The 15,234-nt window shown below is 67.5% G+C and carries 15 protein-coding genes; 14 read left to right on the top strand and 1 reads right to left on the bottom strand.

Features of this window, described 5'->3' with window-relative positions; genetic code table 11:
* Positions 1–51: 51 nt before the first annotated feature.
* The 14 genes from ELEN_RS10115 to rsfS all read left to right on the top strand — a co-directional run bounded on the left by ELEN_RS10115 (position 52) and on the right by rsfS (position 13,902).
* Complete coding sequence (locus ELEN_RS10115; protein WP_015760891.1) at positions 52–825, top strand: methionine ABC transporter ATP-binding protein; 774 nt, start codon at positions 52–54, stop codon at positions 823–825.
* 1 nt (position 826) lies between these two features.
* Positions 827–1,501, top strand: coding sequence for a methionine ABC transporter permease (locus tag ELEN_RS10110; RefSeq protein WP_015760890.1), 675 nt, complete (start codon positions 827–829; stop codon positions 1,499–1,501).
* Positions 1,502–1,556: 55 nt separating this feature from the next.
* Positions 1,557–2,387: a MetQ/NlpA family ABC transporter substrate-binding protein gene (locus ELEN_RS10105; protein WP_015760889.1), complete on the top strand. Its 831-nt coding sequence runs from the start codon at positions 1,557–1,559 to the stop codon at positions 2,385–2,387.
* Between the two features lie 70 nt (positions 2,388–2,457).
* The gene (locus ELEN_RS10100; protein ID WP_015760888.1) at positions 2,458–3,801 is read left to right on the top strand and encodes a glutamine synthetase family protein; all 1,344 of its coding nucleotides are present in this window, start codon (positions 2,458–2,460) and stop codon (positions 3,799–3,801) included.
* 18 nt (positions 3,802–3,819) lie between these two features.
* Positions 3,820–4,494: a winged helix-turn-helix transcriptional regulator gene (locus ELEN_RS10095; protein ID WP_015760887.1), complete on the top strand. Its 675-nt coding sequence runs from the start codon at positions 3,820–3,822 to the stop codon at positions 4,492–4,494.
* Positions 4,495–4,622: 128 nt separating this feature from the next.
* Positions 4,623–7,250 (top strand): DNA polymerase I, encoded by a 2,628-nt coding sequence (gene polA, locus ELEN_RS10090; protein ID WP_015760886.1) that lies wholly within the window; start codon positions 4,623–4,625, stop codon positions 7,248–7,250.
* A gap of 261 nt (positions 7,251–7,511) precedes the next feature.
* Complete coding sequence (rplU, locus tag ELEN_RS10085; RefSeq protein ID WP_009304119.1) at positions 7,512–7,928, top strand: 50S ribosomal protein L21; 417 nt, start codon at positions 7,512–7,514, stop codon at positions 7,926–7,928.
* An 18-nt stretch (positions 7,929–7,946) separates the two neighbouring features.
* Positions 7,947–8,198: a 50S ribosomal protein L27 gene (gene rpmA / locus ELEN_RS10080; RefSeq protein ID WP_009304120.1), complete on the top strand. Its 252-nt coding sequence runs from the start codon at positions 7,947–7,949 to the stop codon at positions 8,196–8,198.
* Between the two features lie 152 nt (positions 8,199–8,350).
* Positions 8,351–9,745, top strand: a complete 1,395-nt coding sequence (gene obgE, locus ELEN_RS10075; RefSeq protein ID WP_009304121.1) for a GTPase ObgE — start codon at positions 8,351–8,353, stop codon at positions 9,743–9,745.
* The gene (gene proB, locus ELEN_RS10070; protein WP_009304122.1) at positions 9,745–10,893 is read left to right on the top strand and encodes a glutamate 5-kinase; all 1,149 of its coding nucleotides are present in this window, start codon (positions 9,745–9,747) and stop codon (positions 10,891–10,893) included. The genes obgE and proB overlap by 1 nt, the downstream gene beginning before the upstream one ends.
* Positions 10,894–10,902: 9 nt before the next feature.
* Complete coding sequence (locus ELEN_RS10065; protein WP_009608781.1) at positions 10,903–12,180, top strand: glutamate-5-semialdehyde dehydrogenase; 1,278 nt, start codon at positions 10,903–10,905, stop codon at positions 12,178–12,180.
* The gene (nadD, locus tag ELEN_RS10060; RefSeq protein WP_009304127.1) at positions 12,180–12,857 is read left to right on the top strand and encodes a nicotinate-nucleotide adenylyltransferase; all 678 of its coding nucleotides are present in this window, start codon (positions 12,180–12,182) and stop codon (positions 12,855–12,857) included. Before ELEN_RS10065 ends, nadD begins: the two co-directional genes overlap by 1 nt.
* On the top strand, positions 12,854–13,477 hold the full coding sequence (gene yqeK, locus ELEN_RS10055; RefSeq protein ID WP_009304128.1) for a bis(5'-nucleosyl)-tetraphosphatase (symmetrical) YqeK: 624 nt from the start codon (positions 12,854–12,856) through the stop codon (positions 13,475–13,477). The genes nadD and yqeK overlap by 4 nt, the downstream gene beginning before the upstream one ends.
* Positions 13,474–13,902 (top strand): ribosome silencing factor, encoded by a 429-nt coding sequence (rsfS, locus tag ELEN_RS10050; RefSeq protein ID WP_009304129.1) that lies wholly within the window; start codon positions 13,474–13,476, stop codon positions 13,900–13,902. Before yqeK ends, rsfS begins: the two co-directional genes overlap by 4 nt.
* 67 nt (positions 13,903–13,969) lie before the next feature.
* On the opposite strand, the gene ELEN_RS10045 is transcribed toward rsfS, so the two are convergent.
* Complete coding sequence (locus tag ELEN_RS10045) at positions 13,970–15,223, bottom strand: chloride channel protein (protein ID WP_009304130.1); 1,254 nt, start codon at positions 15,221–15,223, stop codon at positions 13,970–13,972.
* Between the last annotated feature and the right edge of the window lie 11 nt (positions 15,224–15,234).

Below are 15,234 nucleotides of genomic sequence, written 5' to 3'. Positions count from 1 at the left end.
GGCAGTGCCGCACCTCCCCGCATCGTACGAAACGATCTGATTGAGACCACCATGATTCAGCTACAGCACGTATCGAAAGCATACGGAGACGGCACCGCGCATCCGCATCACGCCCTGCGCGACGTCGACCTCGCCATCGAGGACGGCGATGTCTTCGGCATCATCGGCCAGTCGGGCGCGGGCAAGTCCACGCTCGTCCGCTGCATCAACCTGCTCGAGCGCCCCACGGAGGGCCGCGTCGTCATCGACGGCGACGACGTGACGGACTATGCGGGCAAGCAGCTGCTCGACCTGCGCGCCTCCATCGGCATGATCTTCCAGAGCTTCAGCCTGTTCCAGCAGCGCACGGTGCTGGGCAACGTGACGTTTCCCCTCGAGTTGGCCGGGTGCAGGAAAGCGGCCTGCGAAGAGCGCGCCCGGGAGCTGCTCGACCTCGTCGGCCTCGCCGACAAGGCCGATCGCTATCCGAGCAAGCTCTCGGGCGGCCAGCAGCAACGCGTGGCCATCGCCCGCGCGTTGGCGAACAGCCCGCGCATCATGCTGTGCGACGAGGCCACGAGCGCGCTCGACACGCGCACCACGGTGTCCATCCTCAAGCTGCTGCAGGACATCAACCGCGAACTGGGCGTCACGCTCGTCGTGATCACGCACTCGTTGGCGGTGGCCGAACGGATATGCAACCGCGTCGCGGTCATCGACGACGGCCGCATCGTTGAGGAAGGCGCCACGGCCGACGTGTTCGCGCATCCTCGAAGCTCCGTCACGCGCGAGCTGCTGGAGCACGACCGGTTGACGGGCGTGTCCGGCGAAGGGGAGGTGCGCTAACATGGAGGCGTTCGCATCGTTCTTCGACCGGTACGGCGCGCTGCTCGCGCAGGGCACGGTGGACACGCTCGTCATGACGCTCGTGTCCACGCTGTTCGCCTACGTCATCGGCATCCCCTTGGGCGTGGCGCTCGTCGTGACGGCCCCCGGCGGCCTCAGGCCGAATCGGGTGGTCAACGCGGTGCTCGGATGGATCGTCAACATCGGCCGATCCATCCCGTTCATCATCCTGCTCGTGGTGCTCATCCCCGTGACGCGCTGGATCGTGGGCACGTCGCTCGGCGTGCCGGGCGCCATCGTGCCGCTCGTGGTGGCGGCCGCGCCCTTCGTCGGGCGCATGGTGGAGCAGAGCCTCGCAGAGGTCGACGCCGGCCTCGTCGAGGCGGCGCAAAGCTTCGGCGCCGGCGTGCGGCAGATCGTGGTGAAGGTGTTCCTGCGCGAGAGCCTGCCGTCGCTCGTCAGGGGCGCCTCCATCACCTTCGTCACGCTGTTCGGCTACGCGGCCATGGCCGGCACGGTGGGCGCCGGCGGTCTGGGCGACATCGCCATCCGCTACGGCTACCAGCGCTATCTGGACGACGTCATGATCGCCGCGCTCGTCATCTGCGTCATCATCGTGCAAATCTTCCAGACCATCGGCAACGCCGCCGCACGCGCGGTGGACAAGCGAATCTAGAAATCCAACCCGCCCTTTCCGCACCTTCCGCATACTCGTCCGAAAGGAACCTATCATGAACGCATCGACCATCGTAAAGACCATCGCCGCCGTCGCCCTCGCCTCGGCCGCCCTCGTCGCGCTCGCGGGCTGCGGCTCGAACGCCGCGGCGGGCGACGAGAAGACCATCGTCGTCGGCGCTTCGCCCACGCCGCATGCCGAGATTCTCGAGCAGGTGAAAGATCGGCTGGCCGACGAAGGCTACACGCTCGAGGTCAAGGAGTTCACCGACTACGTCCAGCCGAACACGGCGCTCGAGGACGGCGCGCTCGACGCGAACTATTTCCAGCACATCACCTACCTCGAGGACTTCAACGACGAGCGCGGCACGAACCTCGCGTCCGCCGGCGGCATCCACTTCGAGCCGCTGTGCCTGTACCCGGGCAAGACCGCTTCGCTCGACGCGCTGCCCGACGGCGCGCAGATCGCGGTGCCGTCCGACACGACGAACGAGGCGCGCGCCCTGTTGCTGCTCGAATCCCAGGGTCTCATCAAGATCAGGGACGGCGCGGGGCTGGCCGCCACCGCCAACGACATCGTGGAGAACCCGAAGAACCTCACGATCGTCGAGACGGAGGCCGCGTCGCTGCCGCGCACGCTGCAGGACGTCGACCTGGCGGTGATCAACGGCAACTACGCCATCGGCGCGGGACTCGAGCCCGAGACGGCGCTCGCCAGCGAGGACGAGAACTCCGAAGCGGCCGACAAGTACGTGAACGTGGTGGCCGTCCGCGCGGGCGACGAGTCTTCCGAGAAGATCAAGGCCCTCGTGAACGCGCTGCAAAGCGACGAGGTGAAGCGGTTCATCGAGGACACGTACGGCGTGGCCGTCATCCCGTCGTTCTAAGCGCCCCTCGCGAAACGCAACCGAAACACCGGCGAGTATAATGGTGGTTCGAGAGAGAAAGGACTGCCCGATGACCGTGACCCCCGAGCAAGACTTCGTGCTGAAAACCATCAAGAGCCGCGACGTCCATTTCGTCCGCTTCTGGTTCACCGACGTGCTGGGACGCATGAAGTCGTTCGCGGTCATCCCGAGCGAGCTCGAGGACGCGTTCGCCGACGGCATGGGCTTCGACGGCAGCTGCATCGAGGGGTTCTGCCGCACGCAGGAATCCGACATGCTGGCGTATCCGGACGCGTCCACGTTCCAGGTGCTGCCGTGGCGGCCCGAGTCCAACGCGGTCGCCCGCATGTTCTGCAACCTGCGCACGCCCGACGGGTCGCCCTTCGAGGGCGACCCGCGCCAGGTGCTCGCGCGCACGGCGGCGAAGGCCCAGGCGATGGGCTACGTGTTCAACATCGGCCCGGAGCTGGAGTTCTACTACTTCAAGGACGCCGAGGGCACCGAGGTGCTCGACCGCGGCGGCTACTTCGACCTCACGAGCCTCGACTACGCCTCCGACCTGCGCCGCGACACCGTGCTCACGCTGGAGAAGATGGGCATCCCCGTGGAGTACTCGCATCACGAGAACGGCCCGTCCCAGCACGAGATCGACCTGCGCTTCACCGACGCGCTGTCCATGGCCGACGCGGTGATGACGTACAAGCTGGTCGTCAAGGAGATCGCGATGAAGCACGGCGTGCACGCGTCGTTCATGCCCAAGCCCATGGCGGGCGAGCCGGGCAGCGGCATGCACGTGCACCAGAGCCTCTACGACCTCGACGGCAACAACGCCTTCTACGACCCGAACGACCCCCAGGGCTACCACCTGTCGAAGGTGGCCAAGCACTACCTGGCGGGCCTGCTCAAGTACGCGCCCGAGTTCTGCGCCATCACGAACCAGCACGTGAACTCGTACAAGCGCCTCATCGCCGGCGGCGAAGCGCCCATCTACCTGTCGTGGGCGCGCTCGAACCGCTCCACGCTCGTGCGCGTGCCGGGCTATCGCCCCACGAGCGAGGGCGCGTGCCGCCTCGAGCTGCGCAGCCCCGACCCCAGCGCGAACCCCTACCTCGCCTTCGCCGCCATGCTGGCCGCCGGCTTGGCGGGCATCGAGGAGGAGCTGGAGCTGCAGGAGCCCAACGAGGACCAGGACCTGTTCATGCTGTCGCGCCAGGACCTGCGCCAGCAGGGCATCGCCACGCTGCCCGAGAGCCTCGGCGAGGCGGTAGAGCTGTTCGCGGAGTCCGAGCTGATGCGCGCGACGCTCGGCGACCACATCCACTCCTACCTCGTGGCCGCGAAGCGCGCCGAATGGAACGACTACCAGGGGTACGTGTCGCAGTGGGAGCGCGACCGCTACCTCGCGGTGCTGTGACGTGCGAGAGGAGGGGCCATGCAGCGCAAGCAGGTGATATTCGTCGCGGACAGCCTCGACAACGCGCATAAGTTCCAGCAGGTGCTGTCGGGTTTGGACGTGGACGTGGCAGCGGGGTCGTCCGCCCAGTTCAAGAAGCTGCTCGGGCAGCATCCCGCCTGCGACCTCGTCGTGTACGAGGCGCGCGGCGGCGCGTCGGAGGACGTGGCCGGCATCGAGGCGCTGCTGCTCGAGGACAACGCGGCGTCGCTGCTCGTCATCGTGGGGGAGGACCAGCTCGTCCGCTTCCGGCTGCCCGTGCAGGTGAAGAGCGACTTCGTGATGCGCGGCGCATCGCCTGAGGAGTGCGCGGCCCGCATCCGCCAGCTGCTGTGGCCCGGCAACGAGGCCGCCACCTCGGACTGCCTCGCCGTGGAGAACATGACCGTGAACCTGGCCACCTACCAGGTGACGGTGGGCGGCGAGCCGCTCGACCTCACGTACCTCGAGTACGCGCTGCTGGCCTTCCTCGTCACGCACCCCTCGCGCACCTACTCGCGCGACGCGCTGCTGCGCCGGGTGTGGGGCTTCGACTACTACGGCGGCTCGCGCACGGTGGACGTGCACGTGCGGCGCATCCGGGCGAAGCTGGGCCCCGAGCTCGCCCAGCATCTGGAAACGGTGCGCGGCGTCGGCTACCTGTGGAGCGCGTAGCCGCGCGCGACGCGAAACCCTGGCGGGGCGGTAGGTGATTCTTTGTTTCTCCGACGGCGTCCGGCAGGGGCGCGACGGGTTGCTCTATACTGGTCGCTCGACACCCAAACCGACGGAGGACTCGCCCTATGCCGAAGAAGATCGCCGTCATCGACGGCAACTCGCTTATGCACCGCGCCTACCATGCGGTGCCCCAGACGATGAACGCTCCCGACGGGCGGCCCACCAACGCCGTGTTCGGCTTCGTGGCCATGCTGCTCAAGTTCATCGACATCGCGAATCCCGACGCGCTCATCTGCGCGTTCGATGCGGGTCGTCCGGCGTTTCGCATGGAGGCGCTCGAACAGTACAAGGCACAGCGCCCTCCCATGGACGACGACCTCAAGGTGCAGTTCCCCATCGTCGAGGAGCTGCTGGAGGCCATGAACGTGCCCGTGGTGCGCATCAAGGGCTGGGAGGGCGACGACGTGCTGGGCACCATCGCCGCGCGCGACGAGGAGCTGGGCTACGAGACGCTGCTCGTGACGGGCGATAAGGACGCCTACCAGCTGGCAACCGACAAGACGCGCATCGTCACCACGAAGAAGGGCATCACCGACGTGGCCATCTACGGCCCGGCCGAGGTGCTCGAGCGCTACGGCGTGCGCCCCGACCAGTTCATCGACTTCCTCGGCCTCAAGGGCGACTCGTCCGACAACATCCCCGGCGTGCCCGGCATCGGCGACAAGACCGCCGCGAAGCTGCTGCAGACCTACGGCAACCTCGAGGGCATCTACGAGCACGTGGACGATCTCAAGGGCAAGCAGAAAGAGAAGATCGTCGACAACAAGGACATGGCGTATCTGAGCCGCGAGGTGGCCACCATCGTGCGCGACCTCGACTTCCCGCTCGACCTCGAAGCGTGCTCGTTCCCGTCGTTCGATTCCGACAAGGTGACCGAGGCGTTCAAGAGCGTGCAGTTCAACGCGCACCTCAGCCGCGTGCTCAAGCTCGTGGGCAAGGAGCTTGAGAAGAAGGCGGCCCCGCTCGTGGTGGAGCCGGTGGTCTCGGGGCCCGAGGCGCAGGCGCTCGTCGACGCGGCCATCGCGCGCGGCGAGACGGTGGGCGTGGCGTTCATCGAGCCCGAGCAGGTGTCGCTGTTCAACGCCGGCCTGCACGGCGCGGTGAACACGAGCGAGGGCACGGCGGTGTTCGAGGACGACGAGGGCCGCGAGGCGTTCGCGCGCATCGTGCGCGCCGGCTCGTTCGCCGCGCTCGACGTCAAGCGCGAGGTGCATCGCATCTATCCCGCCGATACGGCCGAGGCCGCGCTCGTGGAGGACGCCGAGCTCATGGGCATGCGCGCGTTCGACCTGGGGCTGGCCGGCTACGTGCTGAACTCGTCGGTGTCCGAGTACTCCTTCGACGCGCTGCTCGACGCCTACTACGGCGGCGTGCTGCCCGAGACGAAGGACGAGGCCGGCGCCGTGGCGGCCCAGGCCGCGGCGGCGCGCATGCTGGTGGGCCCGCTCACCGACGCGCTCGGGCGCGACGAGAGCAAGCGCGCCTACTTCGACATCGACCTGCCGCTCGTGGCGGTGCTCGCCATCGTCGAGCGCACGGGCGCCGCGGTGGATTGCGACCGCCTAGCCGAGCTGGGGGCCACGACGCAAGCCGAGCTCGACGAGCTGCGTGCGCGCATCATCGAGATCGCGGGGGAGGAGTTCAACCTCGACAGCCCCAAGCAGCTCGCGCACATCCTGTTCGAGGTGCTGGGCCTGCGCACGCTCAGGAAGAACCAGCGCGGCTACTCCACCGACGCCGCCGTGCTCAAGGAGCTGTCGAACGACCACGAGCTGCCGGCGCTCGTCCTGCGCTACCGCGAGCTGGCGAAGATCAAGTCCACCTACATCGACGCGCTGCCCCGCATGCGCGCCGACGACGGGCGCGTGCACACGAGCTTCAACGAGACGGTGACCACCACGGGGCGCCTGTCGTCGTCCGAGCCGAACCTGCAGAACATCCCCGTGCGCACCGAGTTCGGCCGCCAGATCCGCGAATGCTTCGTGCCGCTCGAGGAGGGCCACGCGTTCCTCTCGGCCGACTACTCGCAGATCGAGCTGCGCCTGCTCGCGCACCTGTCGAACGACGAGCACCTCGTGGCCGCATTCTGCTCCGGCGCCGATTTCCACGCCGCCACGGCCAGCCGCGTGTTCGGCCTGCCCGTGGAGGACGTTAGCCCTGAGCTGCGCAGCCGCGCGAAGGCCGTGAACTTCGGCATCGTGTACGGCCAGCAGGCGTTCGGCCTGTCACAGAGCCTGGGCATCCCGTTCGGCGAGGCCAAGGAGATGATCGAGCGCTACTTCGAGGCCTACCCCGGCGTGCGCGCCTACCTCGACCGCACCATCGCCGAAGCGAAGGAGAAGGGCTATGCCGAGACGATGTTCGGCCGCAAGCGCCATATCCCCGAGCTCAAGGCCGCGAACGCCACGCAGCGCGGCTTCGGCGAGCGCACGGCCATGAACCACCCCATGCAGGGCAGCGCGGCCGACATCATCAAGCTGGCCATGACCGAGGTGCAGCGCCGCATCATGGAGCGCGGCTTCGAAGCGAAGCTGCTGTTGCAGGTGCACGACGAGCTGGACTTCAGCGTGCCGGAAGGCGAGATCGAGGAGCTGTCGGCCATCGTGAAAGACGTGATGGAGCACATCGTGGATCTGCGCGTGCCTCTCGACGTCGACGTCTCCTATGCCGATAACTGGGCGGAAGCGCACTGAGGTTACGTCGACTCGGCGGCCGACGCTCAGAAGCCGCATCATTGCTCGCTGATTTTGCTGGACTTGTGATGTGTAAAAAAATCACACCACGCCGCCGCGTGTGGCTAGAGTATCTGCTATCATATAAACGTTGTGCTCTGTGGAGGCACAGCGTAGGAAGAGTGCGATGATACGCGTGGATCGTGCATAAGATCACATTGACTTGCTACGGTCACGCTGGTAAGCTATCGCCTTGCGTTTATTCATATCAAGGAGACACTCATGTACGCAATTGTAAAAACGGGCGGCAAGCAGTACAAGGTCGCACCCGGCGACAAGCTGAACATCGAGAAGCTTGACGCCGCCGTGGGCGACAAGGTCGAGCTGGAAGCCATCTGCGTCGTCGACGGCGCCAAGGTGGAAGCCGACCCCGCGAAAGCGGCCGCAACGAAGGTCACCGCCATCATCCTCGAGCAGTTCAAGGGTGAGAAGCAGCTGGTCTTCAAGTTCAAGAAGCGCAAGAACTACAAGAAGCTGCGCGGCCATCGCCAGCAGCTCACGCGCGTCCAGATCGAGTCCGTCGGCTCGGCCAAGGCTGAGAAGCCGGCCGTCAAGAAGGCTGCGAAGAAGGACGATGCCGAGAAGAAGCCGGCTCCTGCTAAGGCCGCCGACAAGCCCGCGTCCGAAGACGCCGAGTAAGCATAAGGAGGGAATACCATGGCACACAAGAAAGGTCTCGGTTCCAGCCGTAACGGCCGCGATTCCCGCGCACAGCGTCTCGGCGTGAAGATGTTCGCCGGCCAGGCTGTGAAGACGGGCAACGTCATCGTCCGCCAGCGCGGCACGCACATCCATCCGGGCGAGAACGTCGGTCGCGGCAAGGACGACACCCTGTTCGCCCTGTGCGACGGCAAGCTGGAGTTCACGAAGGGCGCCAAGCACAAGGTGCACGTGCGTCGCGAGGCGTAAGGTTCCGCCTGCCCACGACTGCGTGACGTTATCTGTTTTCGCATGCCCCCTGCTCGTCAGGGGGCATTTTTCATATACAATCCGAGTTGTCGTGTTCAAGCGAGCAACCCGTTGCGCCCCTCGAGGCGCGGATCGAAATAGAGGTACCACCCGTGTTCATCGATAAAGTACGCATCCATGTCAAAGGCGGCAACGGCGGTGCCGGCTGCATGTCATTTCGCCGCGAGGCTCATGTGCCGAAGGGCGGTCCGGACGGCGGCGATGGCGGTCACGGCGGCAACGTTGTGGTCGAGGCCGATGCCAGCCTGTCCTCGCTCATCGAATACCGCTTCAAACACCATTTCAAAGCCGAGCGCGGCACGCACGGCAAGGGCTCGCGCATGCACGGAGCCACCGGCGAGGACCTTGTGCTCAAGGTGCCGATGGGCACGGTCGTCCACGAGTATTTCGAAGAATCGAAGGAAGTGGGCGAGCTCATCGCCGACCTCACGCACGACGGCGAACGCGTCACCGTGGCCGAGGGCGGCATGGGCGGCCGCGGCAACATCCACTTCGTGACGCCGACCCGACGCGCGCCCGCGTTCGCCGAGCTGGGCGAGCCGTCGCAGGAGCGCTGGATCGAGCTGGAGATGAAGCTCATGGCCGACGCGGCCCTCGTGGGCATGCCGTCGGCGGGCAAGTCGTCGCTCATCGCTAAGATGAGCGCGGCGCGGCCGAAGATCGCCGACTACCCGTTCACCACGCTCGTGCCGAACCTCGGCGTGGCGCGTTCGGGGGACTACAGCTTCGTCGTGGCCGACATCCCCGGCCTCATCGAGGGCGCGCACGAAGGGCGCGGTCTGGGACACGAGTTCCTGCGCCACATCGAGCGCACGGCGCTCATCGTGCACGTGGTGGACCTGACGGGCGACTACGAGGGACGCGATCCGCTGGAGGATTACGATATCATCAACCGCGAGCTGGCGCTGTACGCCGACGAGCTGGCGGCGCGCCCGCGCATCGTGGTGGCGAACAAGATCGACGTGCCCGGCGCGGAGGAGGTCGCCGACCGGCTGGCCGAGCGCGTGCGCGAGGACTCGATCGCGGCAGCGGGCGGCGACGAGTTCGCCCCGAGCCCCGTCGATCCGAAGCTCTACCGCATCAGCGCGCTCACGGGCGAGGGCGTCGACGGCCTCAAGGCCGCCATCGCGACCAAGGTGCACGAGCTGCGCGAGGAGCTGCGCGCGCTTTCGGAGGCCGACGTGCAGTACGAGCACGTGTGGGAGCACAAGCGCGAGGAACGCGACAAGCAGTTCAAGGTCGTGCCGCTCGGCGGCGGGGTGTTCCGCGTCGAGGGCCCGCAGGTGGAGCGCATGGTGGTGCAGACCGACTGGGAGAACGAAGAAGCCATCGCGTTTTTGCAGCACCGCCTCAAGCGCCTCGGCGTGGAGAAGGCGCTTGAGAAGGCGGGCGCCGTGGACGGCGACGAGATCCGCATTGTCGGCCGAGCGTTCGAATTCGAGTCGGTTCGCACGGCGGAGGATCTGTTCAAGGAGCTCGACCTGTGATGAAGCCGGCTGGATGCGCGCATGCCGCCGATCATGGCAAGCGCCTCGTGATAAAAATCGGGTCGTCCACGCTCACCACGTCGGAGAGCAAGATCGACTACGCCTACCTCGCGGAGGTGACCGACCAGGTCGCGCGCGTGCGCGCCGCCGGTTGGCGCCCCATCGTCGTCACCTCGGCCGCTATCGCCTGCGGCCTCGAGCGCTTAAGCATCGAGAAGCGCCCGCACGACATGCCCAGCCTGCAGGCGGCCGCCTCGGTGGGGCAGAGCGCGCTTTCCACGGCGTACGCCGAGGCGTTCGCGCGCCACGGCATCGTGACGTCCACGGTGCTGCTGACGCGCCGCGACACGGCCGACCGCCGGGCGTACCTGCACGCGCGCGACACGTTCGACCGCCTGCTGGAGCTGGGGGTGGTGCCCATCGTGAACGAGAACGACACCATCTCGGTCGAGCAGATCCGCTTCGGCGACAACGATACGCTGGCAGCGCTCGTGGCATGCCTCGTGGAAGCCGACCTCATGGTCATCCTCTCGGACATCGAGGGGCTCTACGATGCCAACCCGCATCACCATCCCGACGCGAACCTCATCGGCCGCGTTGAGGCCATTGGCCCCGAGATCATGGCCGTGGCGGGCGAAGCCGGCACCACGGTGGGCTCGGGCGGCATGATCACGAAGATCAAGGCCGCGCGCGTGCTCATGGTGGCCGGCATCCCGCTCGTGGTGTGCGACGGTCATCGTGCGGAGGCCATCGTGGACGCGGCGGCGGGCGAGGACGTGGGCACACTGTTCGTGGCTGCGAAGAAGCCGCACGAGATCACGCCCAAGAAGCTGTGGATCGCGCTCGGCGATGCCGCGCGCGGCGCGCTCGCTGTGGACGACGGCGCGAAGGCGGCGCTCATCGAGCGCGGCAGCTCGCTTCTGTCGGTGGGCGTGCGCTCGGTGGAAGGGCGCTTCGAGGCGAACGACATCGTCGACATCAAGGATGCGACGGGGCATCTGTTCGCGCGCGGCAAGGTGGCGTTCGCTAGCGACGAGGCGGCGTTGGCCATCGGGCGCACCCGCGCGGAGCTGCAGGCGAACCGCCTGCTGGCAAGCTTGGCCGACAAGCCGCTCGTCCATCGCGACGAGTTGGTCGTCTTCGAATAGGGGGGAACCATGGAACGGGAAACGGTGCGGGACCAGGTGCGGCGCATCGCCGAGGAGGCGCGCGCGGCGAGCGGGGCGCTCGCGCAGACGAGCGCAGACGAGCGCAACGGCGCGCTGGCCTCCATGGCGGCGGCGTTGCGCTCGCATGCGGCCGCCATCGTCGAGGCGAACGGCTGCGACATGGACGCGGCGCGCAAGGCCGGCACGAAAGAAGGCCTCCTCGACCGCCTCATGCTCGACGAGGACCGCGTCGAAGCCATGGCGGCCGCGCTCGAGGACCTCGTCGCTCTTCCCGACCCGTTGGGGGCGGTGCAGCAAAAGCGCACGTTGGAAAGCGGCATCGAGCTTCAGCGCGTGAGCGTGCCTCTGGGGGTGGTGGCCGTCGTGTACGAGGCGCGCCCGAACGTGACGGCCGATGCGGCCGGCATCTGCCTGAAGTCGGGCAACGCGGCGGTGCTGCGCGGCGGCAGCATGGCGGCGGCCTCGAACGAGGTGATCGCACGCGTGCTGCACGAGGCGGCGGTGGAGGCGGGCATGCCCCGCGGCTGCATCGGCGCCGTCACATTGGCCGACCGCGCGGCGGCCGACGAGCTCATGCAGCTGCACGGCGTGGTGGACGTGCTCATACCGCGCGGCGGAGCGGGCCTCATCCGCCACTGCGTGGAGACGTCGAAGGTGCCGGTCATCGAGACGGGCACGGGCAACTGCCACGTGTACGTGCACGAGAGCGCCGACTACGATAAGGCGCGCGCCATCATCGTGAACGCGAAATGCCGCCGCCTCGGCGTGTGCAACGCCGCCGAGACGCTGCTCGTGGACGAGGCCGCCGCCGAGGGCTTCCTGCCCGCGGCGCTCGCCGAGCTGGCCGCGCGCGGCGTGACGCTGCACGCCGACGAGCGCGCGGCCGCCGTTGCCGCGGCCGGCGGCACGCCCACGGTGCCCGCCGGGGAAGCCGACTGGGAGACCGAGTACCTTGCGGCCGACCTGGCCGTGCGCGTGGTCGGCGGCGTCGACGAGGCCATCGGCCACGTGAACCGCTACGGCACCAAGCATTCCGAGGCGATCGTCGCCGAGGACGAGGCCGCTGTCGAGGCGTTCCTCGCGCGCGTCGACGCGGCCGCCGTGTACGCGAACGCGTCGACGGCGTTCACCGACGGAGCCGAGTTCGGTCTGGGCGCCGAGATCGGCATCTCGACGCAGAAGCTGCATGCGCGCGGCCCGTTCGCGCTCGATGCGCTCACCTCGTACAAGTACGTGCTGCGCGGATCCGGGCAGGTGCGCGCGTAGTGGGACGCATCTGCGATCATTTCGACGACCTGGGACGGGACGGCGGACGCGCGCGCCTCGGCATCATGGGCGGCACGTTCGACCCCATCCATATCGGGCACCTCGCGTGCGCCGAGCAAGCGCGCGAGGCCTACGACCTCGACGGCGTGGTGTTCGTGCCCGCCGGCAACCCCGTGTTCAAGAAGGACCGCCCCGTCACGCCGGCTGCCGAGCGTCTGGAGATGTGCCGCATCGCCACGCGCAGCAACCCGGCGTTCGACGTGAGCGCCATCGAGATCGAGCGCGGCGGCGACACCTACACCGTGGACACGCTACGCCAGCTGCGCGCGCATTACCCCGATAACGTGGAGCTGCGCTTCATTACGGGCGCCGACGCCGTGTACCATATCGTGCAGTGGCGCGAGAGCGCGGCCATCGCCGACCTCGCCCGCCTCATCGCGGTCACGCGCCCCGGCTACGCGCTGTCGGAGGAGCGGCGGGCGTTCATCGCCGAGCACGGCAACTTCGCCATCGACTACCTCGAGGTGACGGCGCTGGCCATCTCGTCCAGCGACCTGCGCCGACGCGTAGCGGCGGGGAAGTCGATCCGTTATTTGACGATGCAGGGCGTGCTCGACTATATTCAAGAGCGAGGCCTGTACCGAGCCGATCCCCATCACGAAGGAGGCGTGCGATGAGCGAGGACGTGCTTTCGGATGCGTTCTTCGATGCGCGCGAGCGCGATCTGAAGAAACGGTTGAAGCCCAAGCGGTTCGAGCATGCGCGAGGCGTGTCGAAGACGGCCGCGTCGTTGGCCGAGACGTACGGCGTCGACGTGCGCAAGGCGCGCTTGGCCGGCCTGCTGCACGATTGGGACAAGGAGTACGGCGACGACGAGATCCGCGAGCGCGCTCGCGCGCTGGGCGTGGACGTGGACCCGTACGTGCTGGACACGATGCCGCGTCTGCTGCACGGCCCCACGGCCGCGGCCGAGCTCGTGCGCGCGTACCCCGACCTGTCCGCCGACGTGGTCCAGGCCATCGCTCGGCACACGGCCGCGGCGGTGGGCATGAGCGATCTGGACATGATCATATACATCGCCGACGCCATCGAGCCCAGCCGCGACTTCGACGGCCTCGACGAGCTGCGCGCCGCCATCGGCGCGGTGCCGCTCGAAGAGCTCTTCATGATGACGTTCAACCATATCCTGCTGACGCTCGTGGAGCGCCGGCGACGCCTGCACCCGGCAACCGTCGAGGTGTGGAACCATTACGTGGCCCGATCGCGCGACGCGAAGGCCGAGAAAGGAACAGCGTGAGCACAACGACGACCGAGAAGACTTCGAGGGAATGCGCCCTCATCGCGGCCTGCGCGGCCGACGAGAAGAAGGCCACCGACATCATGGTGCAGGAGGTGCGCGACCTCATCGGCGTGACGGACTACTTCGTCATCGCCACGGCCTCCAACAACCGTCAGGTGGAGGCCATCATCGACGAGATCGAGGATGCGGTGCGCACGAAGGCGCAGATGAAGCCCCTGCATCGCGAGGGCACGCAGGACGGCACGTGGTCGCTTCTGGACTACGGCAGCTTCGTCGTGCACGTGTTCCAGCCCGAGACGCGCGAGTACTATCGCCTCGAGGCGCTGTGGAACGACGCGCCCGTCATCGACCTCGCCGCCGAAGCGGGCCTTACCGACATCGAGTACTCCGACCGCATCGCCAAGATGCTGGGCAAGGAGTAGCTTTCGCGCATCGCCGCTTTGATGCGTCCTGCGCCGCCGCCTTCCGCGGCGGCGTTTTTTTGTTTCGTCAACCTTCCGCTTGCTCGGCGCGCAAGGCTTTCGGCAGCGGGACGGCGGCGCCGAGGGCCGCGGCGGCCAGCATGACGACGATGCCCTTCACGGGGAAGCAGAGGAACAGCAGCAGCACGGTCATGAGCGGCTGGCGCATGACGCCTCCCACGAGCGCGGCCGTGCTTGCGCACAGGCAGAACACGGGGTCGGCGCCGGTGAGCATGGCCATGCCGTAGCCGATGGAGATGCCGGCGAAGATGACGGGGAAGAAGTGGCCGCCGCGCCAGCCGAAGCGGATGCACAAAGGCGTGACGAGCACCTTGCCGAAGCCCGTGGCCAAAAGCGCGAACGCCGTCATGGTGCCCCAGACCTCTCCCAGCTGCTCGGCCTGCGTCTCGCCGGCGAACATCGTGAACGGCAAGGCGATGCCCATGAGCGCCAGCACGAGCCCGGCGATGAGCGCCTTTGCCACGGGACGCTCTCCCATGCGTTCGGACAGGCGCTCGAACAGGCCGTCGAACGCACAGAACAGCCAACCGCCTGCCGCGCCCACCAGCGCGAGCGGCACGAGCCACAGAAGCTCGGTCGCTCCCACGTGGATGTCGGTGAAACGAGGCAGCGACAGCCCGCCGCCGAACAGCGCGCCCAGTCCGAGGAAAGCCGCCAGCGCACCAGCGATGGCGCACAGGTACACGACGATCTTCGACGACTTCGGCAGCGTGATGGCTGCCTGCGCGCCCTTCGCCTCGTCGCCGTCGTCGTACAGCGGCGCGGCGAACCCGAAGAGGGGCGCGGTGAAGATGGCCGACAGCGCCGCCATGGTGCCGACCGACGTGAGCTGCTGGAAGTCCGAGCCGAAGCGCTTCATGCGATCGCCCACCCACGTGCAGATGCCCGCGACCGCCCCGGTGAGGCCCGCCTCGGGGCCTACCGACCCGCCGAAGAACAGGGGCAGCAGCGCGGAAACGGACATGACGCCCAGCTTGTCGTAGTCGTAGCGGCCGTCGCGCTTCACCTTCGCCATCACCTGGTTCAAGTCTTCGGGATACGATCCGAACTTCTTGGCGAACAGCCCGATGACCAGGCCGCCCACCAGGCAGGCGGCCAAGGGGAAGTACGGGCCGAAATGCGCGGGCAGCCGGTCCCAGATGAACGTGATGCCCAGGTTCATGGCGAACAAGAGCAGCCACACGAACGCGCCGGCGATGGCGCCGGTCACGATCACCGAAGCGACGAACAGCGTTCGGTTGGCAAGCTGAGCCCCTTTCATGTCGCCCTCTT

The organism is Eggerthella lenta DSM 2243, from assembly GCF_000024265.1.
Classification (GTDB): domain Bacteria; phylum Actinomycetota; class Coriobacteriia; order Coriobacteriales; family Eggerthellaceae; genus Eggerthella; species Eggerthella lenta.
Note: the sequence above shows the minus strand (reverse complement) of the source record. Positions and strands in the feature narration are given on the sequence as shown.

What these genes read in the sequence shown, in the direction of transcription:
- ELEN_RS10115 (WP_015760891.1), top strand. Translation starts at nt 52, where the DNA reads ATGATTCAGCTACAGCACGTATCGAAAGCATACGGAGACGGCACCGCG.
- ELEN_RS10110 (WP_015760890.1), top strand. Translation starts at nt 827, where the DNA reads ATGGAGGCGTTCGCATCGTTCTTCGACCGGTACGGCGCGCTGCTCGCG.
- ELEN_RS10105 (WP_015760889.1), top strand. Translation starts at nt 1,557, where the DNA reads ATGAACGCATCGACCATCGTAAAGACCATCGCCGCCGTCGCCCTCGCC.
- ELEN_RS10100 (WP_015760888.1), top strand. Translation starts at nt 2,458, where the DNA reads ATGACCGTGACCCCCGAGCAAGACTTCGTGCTGAAAACCATCAAGAGC.
- ELEN_RS10095 (WP_015760887.1), top strand. Translation starts at nt 3,820, where the DNA reads ATGCAGCGCAAGCAGGTGATATTCGTCGCGGACAGCCTCGACAACGCG.
- polA (WP_015760886.1), top strand. Translation starts at nt 4,623, where the DNA reads ATGCCGAAGAAGATCGCCGTCATCGACGGCAACTCGCTTATGCACCGC.
- rplU (WP_009304119.1), top strand. Translation starts at nt 7,512, where the DNA reads ATGTACGCAATTGTAAAAACGGGCGGCAAGCAGTACAAGGTCGCACCC.
- rpmA (WP_009304120.1), top strand. Translation starts at nt 7,947, where the DNA reads ATGGCACACAAGAAAGGTCTCGGTTCCAGCCGTAACGGCCGCGATTCC.
- proB (WP_009304122.1), top strand. Translation starts at nt 9,745, where the DNA reads ATGAAGCCGGCTGGATGCGCGCATGCCGCCGATCATGGCAAGCGCCTC.
- ELEN_RS10065 (WP_009608781.1), top strand. Translation starts at nt 10,903, where the DNA reads ATGGAACGGGAAACGGTGCGGGACCAGGTGCGGCGCATCGCCGAGGAG.
- yqeK (WP_009304128.1), top strand. Translation starts at nt 12,854, where the DNA reads ATGAGCGAGGACGTGCTTTCGGATGCGTTCTTCGATGCGCGCGAGCGC.
- ELEN_RS10045 (WP_009304130.1), bottom strand. Translation starts at nt 15,223, where the DNA reads ATGAAAGGGGCTCAGCTTGCCAACCGAACGCTGTTCGTCGCTTCGGTG.